The sequence below is a fragment of the Tautonia marina genome, assembly GCF_009177065.1.
In the GTDB taxonomy this organism is placed as follows: Bacteria; Planctomycetota; Planctomycetia; order Isosphaerales; family Isosphaeraceae; genus Tautonia; species Tautonia marina.
This window is the reverse complement of sequence record NZ_WEZF01000003.1, coordinates 221253-245100: the sequence shown is the minus strand read 5'-3', so window position 1 is coordinate 245100 and position 23848 is coordinate 221253. Positions and strand designations below refer to the sequence as shown.

The window sequence follows — 23848 nt, the reverse complement described above, 5'->3', positions numbered from 1 at the left end:
AAACTCGGCTTCGGTCGAAACCGAAGGGAAGCCTTCCGCCGCTCCCAGGAAATTATCGGGTTTCGACCACCCCTGGCAGTGATGATGCGCCCTCAGCAATTCGGGTTGTGCGAACGAGACGGATAGGGATTGCTGTTCCTCGCAATGGACAAATCCGAGATCAACGGGTTGAACGGTCTCACCCCAGAGCCTCAAGACCCAGCAGTGGGAGCGAATCTCGAAAAATGACCTCCTCGATCGCGTCTGGGTCAAGCCGAGGCAGATGGGTGCCTTCCACCATCCGGTTCAAGCCGCGCAAGCCTTCAATCGTGGCGTTGACCGTCGTAAAGGGATAATCCGTTCCAAAGAGAATTTTCTTCCAGACTCCGTACTCCTGCACGAGCATCAAACTCTGATAGAGCTGAAACGGACGGTAATGTAAGGCACTCAGATCTGCATAAACATTGGGATGCTTCCGGATCACCGCAACGCATTCCCCTTCGTAGGGATGACCCAAGTGTGCCAGAATGATCTTTACGTCGGGGAACCGGATTGCCACGCGATCGAGCAATCGTGGCAACGTGCAGTCCAGAGGCGCCTGAGACACAAACGTCGTCCCGGTGTGCAGAAGGACCGGAAGTCTGTGTTGGCTGGCGTACGACCAAAGGAAGTCGAGTCGCTCATCATCTGGTGAGAACCCTGCATACATCGGCATCAATTTGATTCCGCGCAGTCCCAGATCCTGGTGCCCCTCAGACAGCTCCCGTTCCCAGCCGTCCTGCGTGGGATCAAGCGAAAGGAAGCCGATGAGCCGGTCAGGGTGTTCGGCCACATACCGCGCGACGTCGTGATCATCCACCCAGAGCCCGCTCAACCGCGCCTTGCCGCCAAAGACGATGGTCCGCACGTCCGGCACCGAAGTCTGTTGGTATTCTTCGAACCGAACGGTCAAGTCTAGCTCTTCTCCAGCCTTGGCCCGACTTGCCTGAATTCGGAAGTCATCAGTGAAATGTTCCGGATACTTCCATGTGTGACTGTGAACGTCAATAATCATCCCCAATCCTCTTCACTTTCGAGAATCTGGTAACGCCCTTGAGCTTCTCTCACTTATTTCGTCACCGTTCGGAACTCGGAGCCGAAGAATCTGACTCCTCCCGCACCAACTTCCAGACGTCCGGCTGCATGTTGTTCCCCGCGACGACCCAGAGTGCATCGTCGAACAGAAACACACTGGCCGCGTGGCGGGGGGCCCAGGGAGTCTCCGGAATCTCGTACCAGTTGACGCCATCTTCCGAGTACCAGACGTCGTTTCGATTGGCGCCGGAAAACCCTTCCATGACCCAGAGCCGACCATCAAACGAGGCGACTTCGTGATACTGCCTCGCCGCCCAGGGGGCTCGACTCGTGTGCAGGGTCCAACGGTTCCCGTCGGCAGAGCTCCAGACATCGTTGTAATAGATTCGCGTGGGCGTTTGGGGCGTATCGTAGGTCCCTCCACCAAGAATCCACATGCGATCACGATGGACCGCCGCGCCTCCGATCATTCCCCGAGGAGCCCATGAGGGCTGCTCCGGAATCACTTGTTCCCAATTCACTCCGTCACCCGAGGACCACAGATCCCCGTAAAAGACTTCCTCCGACGGGGCAAAGCCAGGCATGGTCTGACCGCCCATCACCCAGATCCGGTCCTGAAACACCAACGTGTAATGCAAAGCTCGGGGACCCCACGGCACTGGCTGTTGCTCATTCACAGAATTCCATGTGCGACCATCCTTGCTGTTCCAGACATCGTGCTGATAGTGCCCCTGGTTTACATCCCCTCCGATGATCCACATCATGTCGTTCAACACGGCGTAGCCTGCAGTATGTCGGCCTTCCCAGTCGGAGGTTGGGTCAAACGATTGATCCAGGAACGTATTCGGTTTTTCAAGAACCCAATGCGCTCCATCCTCACTGCTCCAGACCTCGTTATTGCAGATCCGGGGAAAATGGGTCTTATCGCCGGGGTTCCATCCACCGATCAGCCACATCGATCCTTGAAAGACCAGGGCGCCGGCTCCATCTCTCGCCGCGAAGGGAGCCGAGTCGGTGACCTTGATCCAGCGATAGCTGGGAACCTCCCGCGAAGGCAGGACCGCAAATCGTGATGACGAGATCGAACGGGGTGACTCCCCCTCCACCTCGAGCCGAAGCAAGCAGGAGTTCGACTCCCGATCCGGGACCGTCCAGAGGTATTCCCCGGATTCCCAATCGACTTGATCCACGGGTTCCCACGTGTCACCGTCATCCGCTGAGAAGATCAGGTTTCCCCGCGACGACTCCGGCAACTCTCGGGGCTCCCAGGTGATCCAGTGCTTGCTTCCGACTCGCCAGTGTTGATCCTGGTCTGGTGAGGTCAACCTGAGCCCTGCGTCGGCTTGTGGATTTCCTTCTCCCACACCTGCAAGTCCCGGCAAGGTGGCCAGAACGAGAGACAGAAAGATAAGCATGTTGCCATTCCATCGAAGCCAGAGGAACCCGGTTCCCAACGATCCAAGTCGGAATCGTACGATGCTCGTTGCGCGACATCCAGAGGGTGATGGGCGGTAATCGTCACGAAGCCCTGCTATGCTCAGTTGAGTCGGCGAACCAGACACGTGACGAATCGGTGTTCATCGGAATTGAGGAGTCTTATGAAACACTTGCCCATGGGCCCGCTCCATTATGAATTCAGCCGCCATCACCAGCCTCGACTTCGCATTGAGCCGGGCGAGACGGTGATGGTGGAGTCGGAGGATGCCCTTTCGGGGCAGATTCGGACAAACGCCGATCGACGCGATAAGACCACCATGCCCTACAGCAATCCCCTGACCGGGCCGATCTGGATTGAGGGCGCGGAGCCGGGCGACGCACTTGCGGTGACGATCCACGAAATTCGGCCCACCATCGGACAGTGCGCCACGAGAACCGCCGACCCGAAACAGCTTTGCGAATGGCTCGGTAACGAGTGTCCTCACGGCACTCATGTTTGTCCGATTCGAGATAACGTGATCTACTGGAGTGATTCGATCACCATTCCTTACAGTCCAATGCTCGGATGTATCGGGACCGCTCCCGACTGGGGCGCTCCCACAACCGCGCCCGCAGGTCCGCACGGCGGCAACATGGACCTGATCGAAACCTCCCCGGGCAATACCATCGTATTGCCTGTCTTCGTTCCTGGGGGCCTCCTCTCTCTCGGAGATGCTCATGCTGCTATGGGGCACGGTGAGCTCTCCGCAACCGGCCTGGAAATGCCGGCCGAGACGACCATTACCGTAAATTTGCGCAAAGGAATGACGATACCTGGGCCTCGAATTGAATCTCCCTCGGAAATCATGGCCATCGCCAGTGGAGCACCCATGGAGCGTTCCACGGCGCAGGCCTTTGCATACCTGATTCTCTGGATGGAGTCAGAGTTCGGATGGGATCGTTGGCGGGCGTACGACCTCCTGACGCACGTGGCCAGAATCTCCGTCGGCTACTATGGAATCGGCACAGTGGCCGCCAAGATCGACCGGCGTTACCTGACCGGAACCCAATCTTGAACCCTTGAGTCCTCTTGAAATGGGGGGGCAGCTCAATGGTCCAGGGCTGCCTCTGCAACCAGAATGGGATCCAGCAGCCTCTTGATCTCCCAGGCTTCCTGTTCGGTCACCTGGCGCTGGGGAGGACGTGGTGGTCCAAAGTCTCGCCCGAGAAGACTCAGGCCGGTTTTCAACAGCGAGATATTATAGGAGTCTGCGGACCGTGCGCGGCCATCTTCGATTGGTCGAAGCAACGCGAGCAGCCGCATCGCCTCCTGATATCGACCTTCCACGAGCGCCTGGTGCATTGCCAACGTCAATCGCGGACAGAGATTCCCCGCTCCTGAGGTGTACCCGGTGGCCCCTGCCAGATGAAAAAAGGGGGCGTACCGCTCGGCCGTCCCGCAGTACAGGCCGAGTTGCCCCCCGACCTTCGCCGCAAAGCGGGTGAACGCGTCAAGATCATTCACAGCATATTTTACCCCGATGAATTGATCGGATGCTCCCAACTCCACTAGCAGGTCATCACTCGGAAAGGGTCCTTTTTTATACACAAGAAAGGGTTTCGGCAATTTCTTCATCAGGAAGTCAAAATAGTCTCGAACTCCTGAATCGCTGAGATATGGATGAACGGGAGGCATGACGAGCAACGCATCGGCTCCGACCTCAATTGCCCCCTTCCCCGTTTCAAGGGCATGATGCAGCCCCAGGCCGATGGGGGCCACCACGATCCCTTCTCGGCCCATCGCCTTTCGAGCAGCCTGAACACAGGAAACCACCTCCGACGCGGTGAGCGAATGGAACTCCCCTGTGCCTGCACCCGGGAGAACGACTCGAATCCCCTTGTGATGGACCGTTCGGAGAAAGTCTTCGAGCACCTCGGGCAAAATCGCTTGCCCGTCTGGTGAAAAGGGGGTCGGCGGAACGAGCTGGACCGTCGAGAGTCGGTCACGATCGAAGTCCATAAAATGTTCCTTTCACTGTCTGCTTGGATGGGAAAGCGCTGCAATCACACAGAGGTTGGCCTTGCGCTGAGATGCCGTTGAAAGTGATTTATGATGGTTTGCTTCTGATGCGATTCACAACAGATCGCGTCGGATCGAGTACGAGCCAGCAAATCGCTCCGGCCAGATAGACCACCGAAAAGAGGTAGAGGACCAGTTCCCATTCGCCACCTGTATCTCGAATTTCTTCAAAAAGATATCCGACCACAACCGGGCAAGCCATCGCACCAAAATTTCCCGCCATGTTCATGACCGCAAAAACAGTCGCCGTGTGACCTCCCGCAATATCCATGGTCGTCGCCCAGGTCGTGGGACCGGTGATGCCGAAGAACAGCGTCCCGATCGTGATCAGAAAGACTGCCCCCATCGGATCGTGAATCCAGGTGGCGGCGAGCATCGTCAGGCTGCAGACGAGAAGTGCCCCCGCCGACAGTCCACTCCGACTGAGCCAGGGTTTTCCGGTCCTCCTCAGGATCAAGTCAACCCAGTAGCCACCCAGAAAACTGCCTACCACGACCCCGAAGAGTGGTCCCATGCTTAACATTCCGGCATCTTCGATCCGTAACCCTCGACTTCGTTCCAGATAGACCGGGAACCATGTGATAAAAAACGCGTATCCGAATGCCCGAAAAAACGATTGGCCACAAAACGCCCACATTCCCGGGCTGATCGCCATCGTCGTCAGTGCCCTTCCGGTCGAGATCGCCGGGACCTCAGACGCGGGTTCCTCTCCGCTTGCAATCGTCCCGTCGTGCGATTTCGCCGATTTTCGGCCCGGTCCCCACTGTCCGAGAATTAACGTCCGTTCCGCCTCGTTCGTCCCTGAGTGCTCTCGGGGACTGTTGCGATACCAGATTCCAAAGAGCACGGCCCAAACGATTCCCATCGCTGCGTACACATGGAACACCCCTCGCCAGCCGATCACCGGAATCATGAGCACCGTCAGGCCATTGGCAAGCACCGATCCTACCGACATGCAGGCGGTCGGGACCGCTCCCGCAATCCCCCGACGATCGACTGGAAACCATGCGGTAATGACCTTCGCCGAGATCGGAAACACGCCGCCCTGTGCGAACCCGACCGCCGCTCGGGTCCACCAGAGCGACGTTGCCGAATCCGCAAGCGCAGTCCCAATCGTCGCAATCGACCAGAGCAGGCTGAGGAGTGCCAGCCCCCACCGCGCACCCAGGCGATCCCCGAGCCATCCCCCCGGAACCTGAGCCCAGAGATACCCCAGGAAAAAGCCACCCAGAACGTACCCCATCTCCCGATCGTCCAATCCCATCTGCGACTGGATGGTCGAGGCCGCTGGAGCCAGGGCAACCCGAGACAGGTACGAGATGACCGCCGCCATCGCCAGTGCCAGCAGCACCACATAGCGAACTCGGCTCGGTCGTTCCGCTTCCTCGTCGAGGAGAAGTCCCGCTTCGTGATTCATGGATGCTCAATCGTGACAAATGTTTTCTGGCCTTGCTGAGTCTTCAACCGATGACGCGAGCCAACCTTGACTCCTGCCCTTCTTGCCCTGTGCGGGTCGAAGGATTCGAACTAGTCAGCAAGGATCGTTCATCGTCTCGAATCACTTGTCAAGGATCTGCCGCACCCTCTCAACGGTTGTTGATGAAGCTCGATAGCTCCCCGTGCCGGATACACGACTCCCCCCTGCCCATCCTCATCCACCGGCAAACAGCAAGGCGATGGCACTCAGGTACAGAATCAAGATCACGCAACTCTCGAAACCGATCCGCATGAAACCCACCTTCTCCCGCCGAATCAGTCCCATCAGCAAGACTCCAATCATCAGGATGGTCAGCGCGATCCAGAACACCAACCGATCCGAGATCGCATGATAGATCGATCCCTCGCGGTACGCGACGTCCGAGGCGGCCACAAATAGCGTATCAAATGCGTTTCCCCCGATGATTCCCCCCACGGCGAGGGTCAGTGCTCCTCGACGCACCGCGGCAATCGTGGTCACCAACTCGGGCAACGAAGTCGAGACTGTGGTGAAGACCATGCCGATCGCCGTCTGCGTCAGCCCCGTTTGTTCGGAGAGGCTTACGGCGGCATGCTTGAGCACCCAGCCAGCCACTCCGATGGTCAGGGCGAGCCCCCCAAAGCGGAGCCAGAGGCCGCCGAGACTCACGCCCTCGGTTTCCTGATCCGGCTGATCGGTTCGCGTTTCTTCGGTCAGCTCAGGTTGCCACATCGGATCGGTCCGCGATTTCCTGACCAGGCTGATCCCATAAAGGTACGTCGCGAGCAGGATCGGCGTGGCGGGGTGAATGTCCCAGACAGTGACCTCCGGAGAATACGCACCGACCAGGACGATGGCCAGCAAGGTGACCAGAAGCGACCCCTGCATCATGTTCGCCGTCGATGCGGCGGCATGCTCGAGATTCGCCCGACGGTAGGTGATGTCGGCCACGGCCAGGAAGGCCGTCTGTGCCGCGATTCCTCCCAGCGCATTGCTCATGGCCAGTTCCGCGCGGGCATCGAGTGCCGCCGTCACCGACACCACGATGCCTGACAGCGAGGTCGTACCTCCCAGCAGAAGTGCGCCGGTCACCGCTTCACCCAATCCGGTCCGATCCGCCAACCGATCCGCCGAGGCGCTCAGCCCCCAGCCCGCCACTCCAATCACCAGCGTACATGTAGTAAAAACGAAAATGGCCAACGGTAATTCCCATTCAGTTGGATTGATCGAGTGCATTGGTAAGGTCTTGTGAAGTTAAAGGTCGCAACGTTGCCAATTGAACGTGTGTCGAAAAAGAGCGTCTGTCGCCAACGGATCGCCCACTCGTAATCGCTGACTTCCGTCACCACGGCAACGGCTCATCGAGGGAAAGCCCCTCTCAATCAATGTGAACACTCTGTCTCCCCCACCCCTCTCGAAAGCCATGCACCTCCGATCGACACCATTTGAGGAACTCCGTACTCTCAATTGTTTTAGGATCATGGATGTCAATGGTTTCTCGCGTCAGAAACCTTGAACGTAGCCCCCTCCTGTCGAGTCTACTCGGGCCGGATTTGACGTGTCACCCCTCAAGGCCGTCCCCTCGCCGTGAACTGCACTCCCTGATCGGTTTTGAAGTTCGCGGGCCGACCTCCGCTCTGGACTGTTTCCCAGACCTCCGGGAAGAACCGGCCGTCGAGCGTGTTCGACAGCCGCCAGCAGAGTACGGATTGGCGGAACCAGTCGATCTGCGAGATCCGATCCATGAAGCCCCGCTCCAGCGGAATGGAGGTGATGTCGGTGGACCAGATCTGATCGCGGTGGTCGATCGGCAGCCCTCGGAGCGGATACGGGTAGATCACATGGTCCGGGTCTCGCGTGCTGGTGCGTGGACCGAAAACGATCGCCTCTCGGTCCATCCGGGCCATCAGCCGCCCCACACCCTTGTGTCTGACCAGCTACCCTCTATGGCCCGGGATGAAGCGAGGCCAATTTTCATGTCGCCCGAACTTTGGGGCAGCTGATCATTGGAAGATCAGCTGCCCCGGCTTCAACAACTACTCATGCCGAAGGGCGTCGATCGGATTCAGCAGGGCGGCCTTCAAGGCAGGAAGGATGCCGAAGACGACCCCGGTACCGGCGGAGATGCCAAAGCCCAAGGCAACGGCCCAGAGCGGGACGGCCACGTCGACCATCTGAGGATGGAGACTGACGATCGCCGTGATGGCATAACCAAGGCCGACACCGAGGCCGCCACCGAGGAGACTCAGGCCGACGGCCTCGGTCAGGAACTGGAGCATGATGTCGCGTCGACGGGCGCCGACGGCCTTGCGAAGGCCGATCTCTCGGGTTCGTTCGGTGACGCTGACGAGCATCACGTTCATAATTCCGATGCCGCCGACGAGCAGCGAGATGCCGACGATTCCGGCCAGCACCGCCGTCGCCGCGATGCTGATGCTGTTGAAGGCCGTCAGCAATTCGTCCTGCGTGCGAATTTGAAAGTCGTTCGGCTGATACGCTTCAAGACGGTGCCGACGGCGGAGCAGGCTGACGATCTGTGCCTTGGCCTCGGGCACCTGCTCCTCGTCGAAGGCTCGGGCGGTGAGGGCGATGGAAGTGCGGGTGGCCGGGTACATGGTCAGGGCGACCGTATAGGGAATCAAGACGAGGTCGTCCTGGCTATTACCCAGCACGCTCCCCTTTTCGGCGAGGATGCCTACGACCCGGAAGCGTCGACCGTCCACAAGCAGCGTCCGGCCGACAAGATCATCCCCAGCGTCGAGCTTCCGCAAGACCTCCCGGCCGAGGATGCAGACCGGATGACGACGCTCGACGTCGAGGAACGCGAAGGGCCGACCCACCTCGACCGGCAGGTTGCGGATCGCGTGGTACTCGGCTGAAACACCCTCAAGCTGGGTTGTCACCTCGGTCCGACCGAGCGCCACGGGCACCGAGGGTCTGGGGATCAGGGGAGAGATGGATCGCAGCGTGGAGCACTCGGTCCGCAGGGCCTCGACATCACGGAGGTCGAGCGTCACCCGCCCGAGTCGCTTGCCCGCTTCCCCTCCGGGCCGCTCCGGCCAGATCCACATGGCATTCGTCCCGAGCCCCTGAAGGAACTCGGCCACGTAGCCGGTGAAGCCTTGAACGACGCTGACGACGGTGATCGTCGAGGTCACGGCAATGACGATCCCCACGACCGTCAGCACCGATCGCAGCTTGTTCGCCCAGATCTGTTCGAGTGCCGTGTGGACGTTGGCGAGGATCAGCATCCGAGTGCTCCTCCGTCCGATCCGCTCGGATCGTCGGACTCGACCCGGCCGTCTCGGAGTCGCACGACTCGTCGGCAGCGAGCGGCGATGTCCGGCTCGTGGGTGACGAGCACGATGGTCTGCCCCTTGGCGTGGAGGTCGTCGAACAGGTCGAGAATCTCGCCGCTTGTGCGGGTGTCAAGATTCCCCGTCGGCTCGTCGGCCAGGATGAGGGCAGGCTTCTGCACAAGGGCCCGAGCAATCGCGACCCGCTGCCGCTGGCCCCCTGACATCTGGTTCGGGCGATGACCCATACGGTCGGCCAGCCCGACCTGGCGTAACGCCTCGACAGCCCGGGCGCGACGGTCTCGGACGCCGGAGTAGACCAGCGGAAGCTCGACGTTCCGCAGCGCCGTTTGTCTGGGGAGCAGCTCGAAGGTCTGGAAGACGAAGCCAATCCGCCGGCCCCGCTCCCGGGCCTGCTCCGACTGCGAGAGGCGGGCCACGTCCCGACCGGCGAGCCAGTACTGGCCGCTCGTCGGGACGTCAAGCAGGCCGACGATATTCATCAGGGTCGATTTCCCCGATCCCGAAGGCCCCATGATCGCCACGAACTCGTTCGCGTCGATCCGGAGGTCGACTCCGTCGAGGGCCCGCACCTTCTCTGTGCCCATCAGATAGGTTTTGGTAATGCCCTGGAGAAGAATGACCGGCGGCGACTCGCCACCGATCACCCCCGAGTCGGATGGGAAGGGTTCGTCTGCGATCACGGCGTCTGCTCGATCTCGGTCACTGTGTCGGGTTCGGCCTCGATGATCGGATCGCCATCTTTGAGTTCGTCGAGCGTGCGAAACGGGCCGACGATGACGAGGTCGTCGGGCTCGAGCCCGCTTCGGATCTCGACGCGGCGTTCGTCGCTCAGACCGACTTCGACAGGACGGGCCCGGGCCTTTCCGTCGATTGCCACGAAGGAGGTTGTCACGTAGCGAGCGCCGAGATCCGTGACCGCCTCGCCGGGGGCCAGCGGGTGCCGATCGAGCCACGCCTGGAGGGCTTGAGAGTCTGGGAGATCCTTGCGCCTGCGTTGCACGACGGCCTGGACGGGGACGCTTAGGACGTCGGCGGCGCGGCGGACCTCGATCTCGACCGTGGCCGTCATGCCGGGGCGAAGGGGAGAATCGTCGCCGCCCTCATCGCGGATGATCGTCTCAAACGTGACGACCTCCTGCTCCAGCCTCCCTCGGGGTGCCACGCGACCGACCACGCCGGGAATGGCCGTCAGCAGGTCGGCCTGGAGGTAGATTCGGGCGGGCTGGCCGGCTCGAACGAGGGGAACGTCGGTCTCATCCACGTCGGCGCGGACCTGCATGAGATCAGGGTTGAGGATGGACATCAGCAGGGCTCCCGGCAGGTTGGTCGTGCCCGCGATGGCAACCTCCCCGACCTCAACTTCGCAGTCGGCGACGACGCCGTCAATCGGGGCCCGGATCTCCGTGTATTGCAATTCCTGCTGGCTCATGCGCCGCATGGCCTCGCTCTCGATCAACTCGTTTCGGGCCACGTCGAGCGAGGCCTGAGACTTGGCCAGAATGCTCCGGGCGTCGGCCAGTTCGGTCGGTGTTGCGACGTTGCGGGTGGCCAGTGTTCCGGTTCGATCCAGGTCGCGCGTGGCTTTCTGGACATCTTCCTCGGCATCGACAATCAGGGCTCGGAGCCGATCAATCCTCGCCTCGGCCGATGCGAGCCGAGCCTGGGCCTCCGTCGGATCAAGCTGCACCAGGAGGTCGCCCGCTGAGACCCGATCCCCATCCTCCACATGCACCGCCACGACTCGGCCAACCACCTGAGGAGCAATCTCGGCCTCCTCGACCGGCTCAACCGTACCGGTGGCCGAGATCGTTTCGACGATCTCAGCCCGAACAGGGGTCGCCAGCTCGACCTCGCGTGGCGGTGTCCTCATCAGTTGCCAGTCAAGCTCGTAGAGGCTCCCGTCCCTCCGGAGGTTTGCGGCAGCAAGGGCGACGACCAGAATGATCAGACCGGAGCCCAGGAGCAAAGTACGTCGCATCGTCGTCGTGTCCTCTCAATCCGCCAACCTTCCGACCGTTAACGAGGCATCAGCGTCGCCCGGATGGCGGCGCCGCAGAGAGTCGCCATACCAATTCGGAGCGACGCCTCGATCCCCCAAAGCAGCAGACAAACCCCTCCCGCCGTCACCGGACCGACCAGGCCGAGCCGCCAGCCGGACCGGCCGACCGCGATCCACCCGAGGAGGGCGAAGAGGTCGAATTGCCTCGCGGCAATCCAGGAGACCGCCGGATAGGAGCCTGGCGGGAGCCACAGGACCAGAGACGTCTCAACCTCCGTCCGGTCCATCACAATCATCAGCGTAACTTGAACGCCGAGTCCGATCACCCAGAACCATTGGGCCGCGGCCGCCTCCGCCATCGCCTCGGCATAACGAACCGGCCTGCCCGAGAGGGCCGCGATGGCGGCAAAGCCTGAGGCCGCTAGCACGGCCCTGAGCGCCGGTGCCAACGGTTCGACGACGAAGTCGCCGACGGCCGACAGAACCGCCCAGAACCGCAGGCTCGACCGCTGGTTGTCGATTGCCCGGCGGATGTCCGCCTCGGCCACCTCGCCGACCGATTGTGCCTCAACCCGGGCGGCGCCCCGCTCGACTGCCTCAGCCAGCGTCTTCCCTCTCAGCCCTGAGGCCCAGCCCGTCGCCTGAATCACGAGGATGGCCACCATGATCGTAGCGAGCGTCGGTCCGGCCGATGACGCTGTTCGATTCGGCTCGGATTCGGTCATGGCGTGATCTCGGCGTTCAGGAACGTGACGACTCCGGGATCGCCCTGCGGACGTCTGTTGAGCACTGTACCCGAATCACGGATGAAAAGTTTCGGCCGAGGCAAATTTCGCCGCCGTCGTCGTACCGTTCGAGGTCGTCTGACGACGAAGCTCGATCGCCCTTGCGTCTCTCATTCGCAAGTGAATCGATTTGGCTTCTTCGGATCGAGCGTTGGATGTCGGTCTCCAGGCGATGGTGATTGGCAGGTCGGAATCCGGATTGCAACGCATTTGAATGCCGGTTATGGTCGGCCGCCCGGAGCCGCGCGTGACAGGTCGACTCATCGACCACACCCCGGAGGGTTGGGGTGGACCTGGAGCAAAGGCGATCCTGGGACAGCCCAGCTCGGACGATCGGACGGGTGTGCCTGGCCCTCGGGGTTCCCGGTGCCGGTCGCCGCTGGTCGGTCCCTCTCGGAGAGGATGCGCGATCGTGCGATCCCGATTGACCGCTGCGAGGTCTTGGGGGGGCGTGCTTGTCGTCTGGGGGGGCGTTGCGATTGGTTGCACCCTTGTTCGGGCGCAGGAACCCCTTGGGCCGCCGCCGTCGTTGCCCCGTGCGGGCGCGGCGATGGCCCCGGCAGAGGTCGGTGACTCGCCAGGGGTGACCGTGGAGCAGCTCGCCGAACGGCTCCTCGAGATGGAGCGTCAAAACCAGGCGCTCGCCGAGGAACTGATGCGGACGAGGGCCGAGCATTCCGAGCAGATGCAGTTGATCCTTCAACGGCTCGACGAGGTCTCGGGCCGAATCCGCATCGGCGATGATCCAGAGCTTCCGGTTGACGATGCAGCCCCCGCGGCCCCGATGCCCGCCGACCCGGCCACCGTCGAGACCCCGGTTCCCGACTACACCGAGGAGCAACTCGCGCCTGTTGACCCGATCCCGGGCTATCCGAGGCCGAGCATTGCCGAGCTGGGCGGGTTCCTGCTCCAGTCCGACGAGGGAAAATTTCGGCTTCGGATTCATTATGAGTCCCAGATCGAGGGCCGATTCTGGGACCCGATCGACCAGCAGCCGGCCAACAGCGGCATCTTCCTCCCTCGGCAGCGGATCTTCTTCAGTGGAAATTTCACCCGACCGATCGAGTACGAATTCTCGATCAATCGCGGCTTCGGGACCCTGAACATCCTGAACGCCTTCGTCAACCTCCATTTCGACGACCGCTTCGAGCTCCGCCTGGGCCGATTCTTCACCCCCATGTTTTACGATCAGTTCGCGATCTCGAACTACTGGCTGCTAACGCCCGAGCGGTCGATCTTTACCACCAATCTGTCCCTCAACCGCCAGTTCGGCGCGATGGGATGGGGCTACCTCTTTGACAAGCGGCTCGACTATGCAGCCGGTGTTTTCAACGGCTCGCGCAATTCGTTCGAGGCGTTCAACAATGCTCTGGACCTGGTCGGCTATGTCAACGCCCGGCCGTTTCAGCAATCCGAAGGGTTGCCGATGGCCCGATTCCTGAACCTGGGCGCCTCGGTCGCTTTTGGTCGCCAGGACCAGCCGCCTGTCCCGGCATCGTTTCGGATCGGCGGCGGTTCGCCAAACGCAGACATCCCGGGTGCGGGCACGGTGCCGTTCCTGATTCTCAACCGAGGAGTCCAGGAGCGAGGCGACCGCCTGATCGGCTCGGTCCACGCGGCCTATTTCCATCAGAGCCTGTCCCTGATCGGCGAGTGGCAGTACGGCTACGGCGGCTACGCGGCCTCGCCTGCGGCCGGGTCAACCCGGGTGCCGTTCTCAGGATTCTACGTCGCCGGGGGTTACTTCCTGACCGGCGAGGAAGTCGAGCGCCGGACTCGCCTCTACCCGCTCCGTCCGCTCATCCCCACCCGGAAGGGTCAGCGGCGAGGGTTGGGGGCCTGGGAGCTGACCGGTCGCTTCAGCACACTGGCGATGGGCGAGGAGGTCTTTAACGCCGGACTGGCCGACCGAAACCTCTGGTCGAACCAGGCCGCCACGACGGAGCTGGGAGTGAACTGGTACTGGAACGAATACGTCAAGATTTACATGTTCTGGCTGCACGGCGGCTTCGACGACCCTGTCCTCTACGCTCCGGGACGCTTCCAGGAGACGGCCGATATGTTCTGGCTGCGGTTCCAGCTTTATTTCTGATCATGAACGCAGCTGACGAGGACCGAGACTCGTTCGTCACTGGGGCGAGTTGAGCAGGGATCGGAGCGGAGCGAGGTCGGGAGCCACGAAAAGCTCCTTTATCACGTCAGGGTCGTTGAGCCTTCCGGTGGATTGTGCCGTCTTGATGAGCTGGACCACTTTTTCCTTCAGGAGTTCGTGGGCCGGAGGGGGGAGGGACGGATCGCCAGCGAGCAGGGCGAACACATTTGCAATCTCCAGGGGGTACGCGGTGACTGCTTCGGTGTCCGCAAGGAGGGCCTCCGCGTCATCGACAGCACCGTCCAGAATTCCAACCCGGACCCGGGCCTCGATGGATTGAATTTGCAGTTCCCATCGCTCTCTCGGATTCCTGGTCATCGAGAGAGCCCTCTCGAGGTCGGGCACAACGGCTTCGAGGCGGCCGAGGTGGTAGCCGGCCCGTGCCCGTGCTCGAAGTCCATTGATTTGCGCCTTGCGAACCTCGTTGATTCGAGGGGAGTCGGCAGGCACGAGTTCCAACTGTTCGAGGGCCGTGGAGAGGGTAGACCAGGCATCCTCCCACTGCCCGGAGTCGAGGTGCAGCCTCCCGACTCGGGCGGCCCGGAGACCAAGCTCGATCGGGTGGTTCGAATCACCCGGGTGGGTCTCCACCAGTGCCTCCAGCATCCGGATGCCCTCCCGCTCTGCCTGAATCGCCTCCTCCACACGGCCGAGCCTGGCGAGCGTCGACGCGAGGTTGCCGAGGAGTCCGAATCGCATATTGAGATAATATGACTCGCCGGGATCGGCGCGGAGCAGGTCCACGAGGAGGCGGTCGGACAATTCATAGGACTTGATCGCATCGCTCTGACGGCCCTTCTGATTGAGCGTATTGCCCAGTCGCATGGATGAGACCGCCAGAAGCTGGATTGCCCTGGAATCACTCTGGTCGAACCCGCCCAGCCTCCGGGCCGCTTCCCAGGCCTCGGACAGGAGAGGCTCGGCCTCGGACTCCTGGTCGAGATCGTACCGAACCCGGGCGAGCGTGAGGGCGACCTGGATATCGGCGATCGTCCAGGCGACGCCCGGCTGCAAGGAATCAAGATACTCGACACACCATTCCGACAGAATTCGGTGGCCGGTGTCCTGGACGGAACGGACCTTTGGGTTATCAAATGGGCTGATGGCCAGCACGCCGTCGACGACGCTGGAGTAACCGGTCAGGGCACGCTGAAGGCTGAGACTGGCGAGGTCGCGGGCGGCTCGGGCGTCGGCGGCATTCTGGCGGGCCTGGCGTTCGCGAAGCTCGGTCTGGCGGCGGAGGTCGGCCTGGACGATGGCGAAGGAGATGGAGCCGACAACCAGAGCCACAAGCAGGGCGGCGGTGATGGCGAGGACGGCCGCGAACCCAGGATTGCGGCGGCACCAGCGCCAGGCACGTCCGGCCGGTCGAATCGGCCGGGCGACGATCGAGCGATGCTCCAGGAAGCGATCGAGGTCGGCCGCCAGAGCCCCGGCGCTGGCGTATCGTCGGCGAGGGTCTTTATCCAGGCACTTCAGGGTAATCGTCTCCAGATCTCGGGGAACTCCCGGCTGGAGGGTCCGAGGTGAGAGGGCGTCCGATTCCTGGACCATCCGCAGGGTGCTGGCGATGGTCTCGGCCTGAAAGGGGGGGCGACCCGTGAGCAGTTCGTAGAGGATGACGCCCAGCGCGTAGATGTCGACGGCAGGGCCGATCCCTTCGCCGAGGCCCGCGGCCTGTTCCGGGGCCATGTAGGCCGGGGTGCCAACCGGTTGGCCAGATCGGGTCAGCTCGGCCAGATCACGCCGCCATCGGGCCAGGCCGAAGTCGGCGATCATCAGCCATTCGCCTCCGATCGGAGGACGGTCGTCGGTCTCCCCTCCGACACTCGATCCCGGGGTCGGTTTCAACAGGATGTTCCCCGGCTTCAGGTCTCGATGGATGACTCCCTGCTCATGGGCGTACTGGACCGCACCGGCGAGGGTACCGACCACCCGGGCTGCCTCTCGGGGAGGCAAAGGGCGGCCTCCGGCCCGCTGGGAGAGAGTGCCTCCGGGGACGAACTCCAGGACGAGATACGGCTGGCCGTTGTGTTCTCCCACTTCGTAAACAGGGACAATGTTTGGATGGTTCAGGGCCGCCAGCACTGCCCCCTCACGCCGAAAGCGATCAACTGGCACGGGCCCCGAGCCCTCGGCCGAGCCCAAAATCATCTTCAGAGCCACCCGGCGGCCGAGTCTCGTATCGACCGCTTCAAATACGATGCCCATCCCTCCGGCTCCGGAGCGACGCTGAATACGATAGGGGCCAACCCGATCGAGGCACGGCCTCTCGTCATCCTTGTCGTGCGAGGTCTGGGCATTGCACTTGAGAAGCGCCGATCGGATGCGATCATCGAGCAGCCGTCCGACCGGGGTTTCGTCATGGTTTGCGTCGTCGAGTCCGGTGAGCCAACTCTGGAACTCAGAGGGTAGGTCGGTCCAGAGATCGAGTAGGGCCTGACATGCATCGCAGTTCGAGACGTGTTTCTCGATGGCCTCTGCGTCGAGTTGGTCACCCTCGCGCTCGAGGAAGCCCCGAAGCGAGGCCTCTCCTGGGCATCCCGTGGTCATGCGAGGCGTGTTCCTACGACAGCCGGCATTGCGGATCGATCCCCCGGGCGAGGAAATTCAAGCATCCGGATCCAGCGTTCGGACCGCGTCCCGGAGCAGTTGTTGCACGCGCCAACGAGCGTTGTAGACGTCGCCGATGGTCAGGCCGAGCGCTCGGGCGACCTCGGCCCCGCTGCGGTCTTCAAGGGCCGTCAGCCGGAAGGCCTCCCAGGTATTTGGGGAGACGCGATTTCTGACCCGGTCAAACGCCTGTTCCAAAATCACCTGTCTGGCCTGGGCCTCACAGAATCGAGCCAGGTCATCACGAGCGGCGACCGAAGCCAGTTCCTCCAGCGCGGCGTTGCCACCGATCGCGGCCTGCCGGGCGCTTCGCTCGACGACCCGAATCCAGAGCCGGTAGGCGATGGTCTTCATCCAGGCCCGAAAGCTGCCGTTGGGGTCGTAGTGGAAATCCTTGATTTGCCGCGAGACGGCGAGCAGGGTGTCCTGAGTCACGTCCTCGGCGTCACTTGGCTGGAGTCCCCAACGTCGGCACCAGGTGTAAAGAACCTTCCCGTAGCGGATATGGAACTCCACCCAGGCTTCCTCGGAATTCGGGTCATCCCGGAGCCGATCGAGCAGACTGAGCGGGGTTCGGGATTCCATTGCGGAATGCCCTTCCGTCTGAGAGGAACTTGTTGAAGACTCCCGATCTCACCGATAGGTTACTCCCGGATATTCAGCACGTAAACAGGGTGTACGTTTGCGCTGCGATTTCCCCGGGCCGCAAGGGAATCACGACGGCCTCGGCCCCGATGCCTCGATGCAGGGAATTGAAGAATCGCCCTCTGTCTCTCAATGGTTGATGATCAGGCGGCAAGAGGCGGTGGCGATCGTTCCGAGAGGGCGATCTCCGGGCCTGGATTCCTGCCGGATCACCCTCCTGGCTCAGTACTTGACGAGGAAACTGATCCCTCCGGTGAGCTGACTGGAACGGCCTCCCAGAGTATCACTGGTGCCGAAGGCCGGATCGCCGGCGAAATCGCCTCGGATCTCCGGCCGGACCTCCAGAATGCGGTTCGGATGCCAGTTGATCCCGAAGGTGACCGCGGCGTAATCCGTGGCGAATCCGGTCCTCGTCCCCTGGGGATCGCTGAACCACTCGGTGCGAAGGATGGTGTCGAGTTTCGGTGCCGCGTGATAGATGAGGATCGAGTACAGCCCGTAAAACGACCCCGTTCCGACGGGAGTGTTGGCGTCCCACCCCATGTTGTTCTGAATGATCTGCGTGAGCCTCGGGCTCCAGTTCTGCTGGAGCCGCAATTCGACCATCGTCACAAAGTCTCCGTTAAGCCCCGGAGCCGCGAAGATTGCGTCGGGGCCGGCGTAGACCGAGCCGGTCAGTCGAGTACGGCGCTCCTCGGTCAGCCAGTAGTTGACCTGACCGATGTAGCAATACGAATTCGGGCTTCGCAGGGTGAAGAAGGTGTTGGCCCCCAGCGTCATCCCGCTCCAAACATCCAGGCGGTCGTTCAGGTGCAGGTTGGCCAGGAATCCGGTGAAGGCACCGTCCTGAGCGTAAAAGAACTGATAGTCGCTGGAGTAGAGCGGCCGGTAGGGGGCGAGAAAGCCGTTGTAGCCGATGATCGTGTTCATCCGGCCGATTTTGAAGTCGAGGCCGCGTTCGGTCAGGATCGGCAGGTGGACGTCGAGGAAGAGGTCACGGAAGTCGTGGCCGAACCGGGGGTTTCCAGGTGGGAAGTCGATCCCGCCTTTCGGCTGGCCGAGGGCGGCGTCGGCCCCGGCAAAGTAGCGGACGGTGAACCCGAGGTCGAACGCGTCCTGTCGAAGCGGTTTCTGGACAACCAGGCCGATCTGGTTGAGCAGAAACTCGTTTCCGAAACGGTTTTGCCTCGGCTGGACTCGGAGCAGGCCCGGTCCGGTCGAAGCACCCGTGTAGCCCCCCTCCACCCACCCGAACGTGCGAAGCGAGCCGGGTTCCTCGGAGAGCCCGAACAGGTTTCGAAGCAGGCCGACCTCCGAGACCGGGGTGGGCCCTAGCCGGAACTCCCCCGAGGCCCCGGCAACGTCTTCGGCAATCTCGGCCGGCAAGGACTCGGGTTCCAGGCCCCTGCCGTAGTATGAGCCCGACACATCTCCGAAGGTGCGCTGAGGCGGCGGAATCTCCTGCCCTCCCGCCGGACTCGCCGTGACGGCTATGACCGTCAACAGGGCTCCAATCCTCGAAAGTCTCGCCATCGGAAATCCTTTCCTAAAGCGTCCGATGCGACGCCTTCGTTCGCCGATCCTGGCGAGGGAGGCTGCCCCGATTCTGTCGCTCGGGACGATCGGAATTTTCGGAATCCGCGGCCCGGTCCCTGAATGAAATCCAGATTTGCCGAAAAGACAACGCAACCGCCGTTCGCCCCGATCGCCTCGTCAAGTCTTCCGTTCCCTGCGTTGAATGCACCAGGGGCTTGCCCTTCAGGACCTCAAACTCAGGAAAGATTTCGAGAAATTTGAAAAATCGAGAGAGGTTTTTTGCGATCGGCACAATAGTCTTGAAGGTACGATAATCTCGAATAGACGAGCAACGCACGCAGACGATGCGAGGTGTTACCATCGGGTGATCCTCTCGTCAGCCCGATCTCCCTTTTCCTCGATCCGATTGAAAATCGATCGTGTGAGCTTCGGATGTTTGCAGCGCAATTGGGCGCCGGTGGCCTCAATCTGAGGAGCGTTCGTCAATGCGATCTTTGAACCGGTTCTCCCGTCGTGCGTTTGTCCAGGCGACCGCTCTGGCGTCGGGGGCTTTCGGCGTCGCGTGGTCGGGAACAACCCGCTCGTTCGGATCGGGAGTTCGGACCCAGGACCCCGACGCGGTCCTCGCCAAACTGATGGAGGGAAACCGCCGGTTCGTCAATGGAACGCCCTCCCTCCTCAGCCGCCGCCGTCCGGAGGACTTCGCGCAACTGGCCGAGGGCCAGGCCCCATCGGCGATCATCGTCGCCTGTGCCGACTCCCGAGTCCCCCCCGAACTGGTCTTTGATCAGGGGGTGGGTGACCTGTTCGTCGTCCGGGTGGCCGGCAACCACGTGACCGGGTCGGGGCCGATCGTGCAGGGGAGCATCGAGTTCGCCGTCGCCGTCCTGGGTGCCCGGTTGATCCTGGTACTGGGCCACGACAAGTGCGGCGCGGTTGAGGGGGCAATTGCCCGGTCCGAGTCCGACGAACCGCTGCCCGGCTCAATCGACGCCCTGGTAAAGATCATCAAGCCCGCCGTGGCCGACGCCGAGGGGAAGCCTGGCGATCGGCTCGACAACGTGATCCAGGCGAATATCCGGCGATGCGTCGGCAGCCTCAAGACGAGCGGCCCGATTCTTCCCGAACTGGTCGAGTCGGGCGAGTTGAAGGTCGTCGGCGGTCTCTATCGGCTGCGATCGGGAACCGTCGATCTGCTGGACTGAGCCTCAAATCGGTCGCTCTTGCGTTGACGAGTCCGCACCCCAGGACCAGTCGGATCTTCATCTGTGAGTCCACTCTCCCTCTCCGCGCGCTCGCAATCGACCGAAGCCATCCCGGCCCCGGTGCTGGCGGTCTTTCGTGGCATTGGCCAGGTTTTCTTCCAGGAGAACGCCCTGACCGGCCTCTGCTTTGTCCTCGGGATCGCGCTGAGTTCCCCCGTGATGGCCGCCGGGGCAGTCGCGGGAGCAGTCATCGGCCTGGGGACCGCTCGCCTGCTGTCGTTCGACGCCGAGGAGGCCGCAGCCGGGATCTTCGGATTCAATGCGGCTTTGGTCGGAATCGCCACCTTTTTCTTCTTTCAGCCGAACGTCTCAAGCCTGGTGCTCCTGCTCGTTGGTGGCGTGGCGGCGACGCTTCTGACGCGGGTCTTCCGCACGTCCCTTCCCTTCCCGACGTACACCAGCCCGTTCGTTCTCATGGCCTGGGTGCTCTTCCTGATCGGGCCATCGCTTGGCGCCGTCCCGGTGGGCCCGGGTGATCCGGCGGTCGCGGGCAGCGTCGTCCGGGCCGTGGCCAACGGGATCAGCCAGGTGATGTTTCAGGCCAACATCGGCACCGCGGTCCTCTTCCTGCTCGGCATCTCGCTCAACAACTGGCGGCATGGCGTTTGGGTGCTGGTCGCCTCGGCGATGGGGGTGCTGGCGGCCAACTACCACGTGACCCCGGAGATGCGCGCCCTCGACCCGGAACGGCTCATCCAGCGTTTCCTGATCGAGAACATTACCCTCGGCCTTTACAGTTACAACGCGACCCTGGCAGCCCTGGCGCTGTTCATCTGGCGGCGATCCTTGATCCCGCCTGTGCTGGGCATTCTCATCTCGGTGCCGTTGACCGAATTCGTCCCGATGCTCGGCGTGCCCGCACTCACGGCGCCGTTCATCCTCGCCACCTGGAGTGTCCTGGTTCTTGGCTGGTTCGACGGAAGGTTCCTTCCTGGGCCTGGCGTCCCGGCCACCGAGACCTACGTCCGCGAGCACCCGCCCGCCGCCGAGACCGAGACCACCTGATCCCACTACCTTCCGCCGTCGGGAGCCGATCAACCCATGAACCTCTCTCCCCAGGAACGGGACAAGCTCTTGATCTTCGTGGCCGCTCAGGTGGCCCGGCAGCGCAAGCAGCGTGGCCTGAAGCTGAACGTGCCTGAAGCGACCGCGCTCATCACCGCCGAGTTAATGGAAATGGCCCGTGACGGCAAGTCGGTTGCCGAAATCATGAGCGCCGGCCGGGAAATTCTCACGAGAGACGACGTGATGGAGGGCGTCGCCGAGATGATCTCGATGATCCAGGTCGAGCCAACCTTCCCCGACGGCAGCAAGCTCGTCACCGTCCACAATCCGATCCGCTGACCCTTGCGAACCTGGGAGGATGATCATGGTTCCTGGTGAGTACTTCTTTGACGACGACGATCTGGAGCTCAACGCGGGCCGGCCGATCGTGACGCTGACGGTCAACAACACCGGCGACCGTCCGGTCCAGATTGGTGCTCACTATCATTTCTTTGAGGTGAACCGGGCCCTCGTCTTCGACCGCGAGAAGGCCTACGGCATGAGGCCAGACCTGCCCAGCGGCACCTCCGTGCGATTCGAGCCGGGAGAGGTCAAAACGGTGAACCTCATTCCTTACGGTGGCCGTCGCGTCGTCTACGGCTTCAACGCGCTCGTGTCGGGTCGGCTCGACGACCCGTACATCCGAACGACGAGCCTTCAACGCTTCAAGGACCAGGGGTACGGTCACTCGCCGTCCGAGTGATCCGTCGGCCGCAATTTCGGGCCGATCGGCCCACTCCCGGAGACGACTTCACGATGAGCGTCCGACTCTCCCGCAAGGCCTACGCCAAGAAGTACGGGCCGACCAAGGGCGATCGCATCCGCCTGGCCGACACCGAGCTGATCATCGAAATTGAACACGACTCGACCGACTACGGCGAGGAGTCGATCTTCGGCGGCGGCAAGTCCATCCGAGACGGTCAGGACCAGTGCCCGCTCGAAGAACCGATGAGCCCCCCTCACTGCGATCTGGTCATCACCAACGCCGTGATCATCGACTACTGGGGAATCGTCAAGGGAGACATTGGCATTCGGGAAGGCCGGATCGTCGCCGTCGGTAAGTCGGGCAACCCCCTGACCCAGGACGGCGTCGACCCAAGGCTCGTCATCGGCCCGGGGACGGAGATCATCGCCGCCGAGGGGAAAATCGTCGTCGCTGGCGGGGTCGATACGCACATCCACTTCATCTGCCCCCAGCAAATCGAGACGGCCCTGGCGTCGGGCATCACCACCCTCATCGGCGGCGGCACCGGCTCGGCCACCGGCACCTGGGCGACAACCTGTACCCCCGGCCCCTGGTACATCATGCGAATGCTCCAGGCATTCGAGGGTTTGCCGATCAACGTCGGCGTTATGGGCAAGGGGAATAGCAGCCTGGCCAAGCCGCTCGACGAGCAGATCGAGGCCGGCGCCTGCGCCTTGAAACTGCACGAGGACTGGGGCACCACCCCCGCGGTCATCGACACCAGCCTCTCCGTGGCCGACCGCTACGACATCCAGATTGCCATTCATACCGATACGCTCAATGAATCCGGCTTCCTGGAAGATTCGGTCGCCGCCATGAAGGGCCGGACCATCCACAGCTTCCACACCGAGGGAGCCGGTGGCGGTCACGCCCCAGACATCATCAGCATCGCGGCCTTGCCGAATGTCTTGCCCTCCAGCACCAACCCAACCCGGCCGTTCACCGTCAACACCATCGACGAACACCTCGATATGTTGATGGTCTGCCACCACCTCTCGCGTGACATTCCCGAGGATGTTGCCTTCGCCGAGAGCCGCATCCGGGCCGAGACGATCGGCGCCGAGGACATCTTCCACGACCGGGGCATCATCAGCATGATGAGTTCCGACTCCCAGGCCATGGGCCGGATCGGCGAGGCGATCGTTCGATGCTGGCAAACCGCGCACAAGATGAAGGTCCAGTACGGGGCGATGGCGAGCGACTCGGCCCGCAATGACAACGAGCGGGTGAAGCGCTACGTCGCCAAGTACACGATCAACCCCGCCCTCAGCCACGGCATCGCCCAGCACGTCGGCAGCATCGAGGCGGGCAAGCTGGCCGATCTTGTCATCTACGAGCCGGCCTATTTCGGGGTCAAGCCGTTCCTGGTACTCAAGGGCGGAATGATCGTCTGCGCCCAGATGGGAGACCCGAACGCGAGCATCGCCACGCCCCAGCCGGTCTACATGCGTCCCCAGTTCGCGACGTACGGACGGGCCCTCTCGAAGTCGTGCCTGACCTTCGTCTCAAAGGCCTCGCTGGAGCAAGGCATCGTCGATCGCTACGGCCTCCACCGCGAGGTGGTGGCGGTCGATGGCTGCCGCACCGTGGGCAAGAAAGACATGAAGCGGAACGAGGCCACGCCCGAGATCAAGGTCGACCCCGATACCTACGAGGTCCGTGTCGACGGCGAGAAGGTCGGCAGCGAGCCGCTGGCCGAACTCCCAATGACCCAGCGTTACTTCCTGTTCTAACCCGAG

Annotated in this window: 20 protein-coding genes; 7 read left to right on the top strand and 13 right to left on the bottom strand. The window is 62.3% G+C overall.

Annotated elements, in window-relative coordinates:
* Window positions 1–178: 178 nt before the first annotated feature.
* The gene (locus GA615_RS05535; RefSeq protein ID WP_152050271.1) at window positions 179–1033 is read right to left on the bottom strand and encodes an amidohydrolase family protein; all 855 of its coding nucleotides are present in this window, start codon (window positions 1031–1033) and stop codon (window positions 179–181) included.
* 61 nt (window positions 1034–1094) lie between these two features.
* A complete protein-coding gene (locus tag GA615_RS05530; protein ID WP_152050270.1) occupies window positions 1095–2468 on the bottom strand; it encodes a hypothetical protein in 1374 nt (457 codons plus the stop codon).
* Window positions 2469–2651: 183 nt separating this feature from the next.
* Between GA615_RS05530 and GA615_RS05525 the strand changes: the two genes are divergently transcribed.
* Complete coding sequence (locus GA615_RS05525; protein ID WP_152050269.1) at window positions 2652–3545, top strand: acetamidase/formamidase family protein; 894 nt, start codon at window positions 2652–2654, stop codon at window positions 3543–3545.
* A gap of 32 nt (window positions 3546–3577) precedes the next feature.
* Here the strand turns inward: GA615_RS05525 and GA615_RS05520 are convergent, their stop codons facing one another.
* The 8 genes from GA615_RS05520 to GA615_RS05485 all read right to left on the bottom strand — a co-directional run bounded on the left by GA615_RS05520 (window position 3578) and on the right by GA615_RS05485 (window position 12049).
* Window positions 3578–4489 (bottom strand): dihydrodipicolinate synthase family protein, encoded by a 912-nt coding sequence (locus GA615_RS05520; protein ID WP_152050268.1) that lies wholly within the window; start codon window positions 4487–4489, stop codon window positions 3578–3580.
* 88 nt (window positions 4490–4577) lie between these two features.
* Entirely contained in the window at window positions 4578–5966 is a 1389-nt protein-coding gene (locus GA615_RS05515; RefSeq protein WP_152050267.1) for an MFS transporter, read from the bottom strand.
* 234 nt (window positions 5967–6200) lie between these two features.
* Window positions 6201–7205, bottom strand: a complete 1005-nt coding sequence (locus GA615_RS05510; protein ID WP_201750112.1) for a sodium:calcium antiporter — start codon at window positions 7203–7205, stop codon at window positions 6201–6203.
* Between the two features lie 368 nt (window positions 7206–7573).
* Window positions 7574–7912, bottom strand: coding sequence for a hypothetical protein (locus tag GA615_RS05505; RefSeq protein WP_152050265.1), 339 nt, complete (start codon window positions 7910–7912; stop codon window positions 7574–7576).
* Between the two features lie 129 nt (window positions 7913–8041).
* Complete coding sequence (locus tag GA615_RS05500; RefSeq protein ID WP_235905107.1) at window positions 8042–9256, bottom strand: ABC transporter permease; 1215 nt, start codon at window positions 9254–9256, stop codon at window positions 8042–8044.
* Window positions 9250–9909, bottom strand: a complete 660-nt coding sequence (locus GA615_RS05495; RefSeq protein WP_152050390.1) for an ABC transporter ATP-binding protein — start codon at window positions 9907–9909, stop codon at window positions 9250–9252. The genes GA615_RS05500 and GA615_RS05495 overlap by 7 nt, the downstream gene beginning before the upstream one ends.
* Before the next feature lie 92 nt (window positions 9910–10001).
* Entirely contained in the window at window positions 10002–11303 is a 1302-nt protein-coding gene (locus tag GA615_RS05490; protein WP_152050264.1) for an efflux RND transporter periplasmic adaptor subunit, read from the bottom strand.
* Between the two features lie 38 nt (window positions 11304–11341).
* Window positions 11342–12049 carry a hypothetical protein gene (locus GA615_RS05485; RefSeq protein WP_152050263.1) on the bottom strand — a complete coding sequence of 236 codons (708 nt, stop codon included), beginning with the start codon at window positions 12047–12049 and terminating at the stop codon, window positions 11342–11344.
* Between the two features lie 472 nt (window positions 12050–12521).
* Between GA615_RS05485 and GA615_RS05480 the strand changes: the two genes are divergently transcribed.
* The gene (locus GA615_RS05480) at window positions 12522–14201 is read left to right on the top strand and encodes an OprO/OprP family phosphate-selective porin (RefSeq protein WP_235905105.1); all 1680 of its coding nucleotides are present in this window, start codon (window positions 12522–12524) and stop codon (window positions 14199–14201) included.
* A 36-nt stretch (window positions 14202–14237) separates the two neighbouring features.
* On the opposite strand, the gene GA615_RS05475 is transcribed toward GA615_RS05480, so the two are convergent.
* The 3 genes from GA615_RS05475 to GA615_RS05465 form a co-directional block, all read right to left on the bottom strand.
* On the bottom strand, window positions 14238–16814 hold the full coding sequence (locus tag GA615_RS05475; RefSeq protein WP_152050262.1) for a serine/threonine-protein kinase: 2577 nt from the start codon (window positions 16812–16814) through the stop codon (window positions 14238–14240).
* Window positions 16815–16871: 57 nt separating this feature from the next.
* A complete protein-coding gene (locus GA615_RS05470) occupies window positions 16872–17459 on the bottom strand; it encodes an RNA polymerase sigma factor (RefSeq protein ID WP_152050261.1) in 588 nt (195 codons plus the stop codon).
* Window positions 17460–17741: 282 nt separating this feature from the next.
* Window positions 17742–19052, bottom strand: a complete 1311-nt coding sequence (locus GA615_RS05465; protein WP_152050260.1) for an outer membrane beta-barrel protein — start codon at window positions 19050–19052, stop codon at window positions 17742–17744.
* A 488-nt stretch (window positions 19053–19540) separates the two neighbouring features.
* On the opposite strand from GA615_RS05465, the gene GA615_RS05460 reads away from it, so the two are divergent.
* From GA615_RS05460 to ureC, 5 genes are all read left to right on the top strand, one after another.
* Window positions 19541–20260, top strand: coding sequence for a carbonic anhydrase (locus GA615_RS05460; RefSeq protein WP_152050259.1), 720 nt, complete (start codon window positions 19541–19543; stop codon window positions 20258–20260).
* 63 nt (window positions 20261–20323) lie between these two features.
* Window positions 20324–21325 (top strand): urea transporter, encoded by a 1002-nt coding sequence (locus GA615_RS05455; protein WP_152050258.1) that lies wholly within the window; start codon window positions 20324–20326, stop codon window positions 21323–21325.
* Between the two features lie 36 nt (window positions 21326–21361).
* The gene (locus GA615_RS05450) at window positions 21362–21664 is read left to right on the top strand and encodes an urease subunit gamma (RefSeq protein ID WP_152050257.1); all 303 of its coding nucleotides are present in this window, start codon (window positions 21362–21364) and stop codon (window positions 21662–21664) included.
* A gap of 25 nt (window positions 21665–21689) precedes the next feature.
* The gene (gene ureB, locus GA615_RS05445; protein ID WP_152050256.1) at window positions 21690–22067 is read left to right on the top strand and encodes an urease subunit beta; all 378 of its coding nucleotides are present in this window, start codon (window positions 21690–21692) and stop codon (window positions 22065–22067) included.
* Between the two features lie 53 nt (window positions 22068–22120).
* Window positions 22121–23842, top strand: a complete 1722-nt coding sequence (ureC, locus tag GA615_RS05440) for an urease subunit alpha (protein ID WP_152050255.1) — start codon at window positions 22121–22123, stop codon at window positions 23840–23842.
* Window positions 23843–23848: the final 6 nt, after the last annotated feature.